The sequence below is a fragment of the Oleiphilus sp. HI0125 genome, from assembly GCF_001635355.1.
On sequence record NZ_LWGF01000998.1, the window covers coordinates 1 to 906 of the forward strand.

The 906-nt window shown below is 41.4% G+C and carries 1 protein-coding gene; it reads left to right on the forward strand.

The annotated features are described in order from the left end of the window. Positions 1-23 precede the first annotated feature (23 nt). Positions 24-906 (forward strand): acyltransferase (locus A3762_RS17130; protein ID WP_068756783.1); only part of this gene is annotated, 883 nt, incomplete at its 3' end.

The following is a 906-nucleotide window of genomic DNA, read 5'->3' on the forward strand; positions in this document are numbered from 1 at the left end:
AAAAATAAAAGAAGAGGCATCCGATGTTCAGTTTTTTACCCGGAGTTGTTCGCGGCGTATTGATCGTTCTGATCATTATTCTTAATACCATTGTGTGTTTCCCATTCTTAATGTCGGTGGCACTTCTAAAATTTATTTTGCCACTTTCATTTCTTAGCAAAATTTGCACAAAAATCGCGATCCAAATCGCTACCTTTTGGATTGGAGTAAACAGCAGCCTATTCACTTTATTCCTAAAAATGGACTGGCATGTAACGGGGCTAGATGGGCTAAGCAAGGACGAATGGTATCTTGTTAATTGTAATCATCAGTCTTGGGCCGACATTCCTGTCGTTCAGAAAGTATTTAACCGAAAAATTCCAATGCTTAAGTTCTTCCTTAAGCAAGAACTTATTTGGGTTCCACTGCTTGGATTATGTTGGTGGGCGCTCGATTTCCCATTTATGAAGCGATCAACGCCAGCGCAGATTAAAAAGAACCCTGAACTAGCGGGCAAAGACTTAGAAGTAACGAGAGCAGCATGCGAAAAGTTTAAATATACGCCGGTATCTGTATTCAACTTTATGGAAGGCACCCGCCTAACACCCGAAAAGCACGCAAAACAAGATTCACCTTTTGAACACCTATTAAAGCCCAAAGCGGGTGGCGCCGCTTTCGTATTAGGAAGCATGGGTGAAGTAATGCACACCATGCTAGACGTGACAGTGCTATACCCAAATAGCCCAAAAAATATCTGGGATATGTTTTGTGGAAAGGTCAGCAGAGTGGTAGTGGATATTCGAAAAGTCGACATTCCAAAGCAGTTTTTAGGTAAAGACTATACTAGCGATGCTGAATTCAAGGCTGAGTTCCAAGCCTGGGTTAATGAGCTATGGATCGAGAAAGATCAACATATCGCAAAATTAA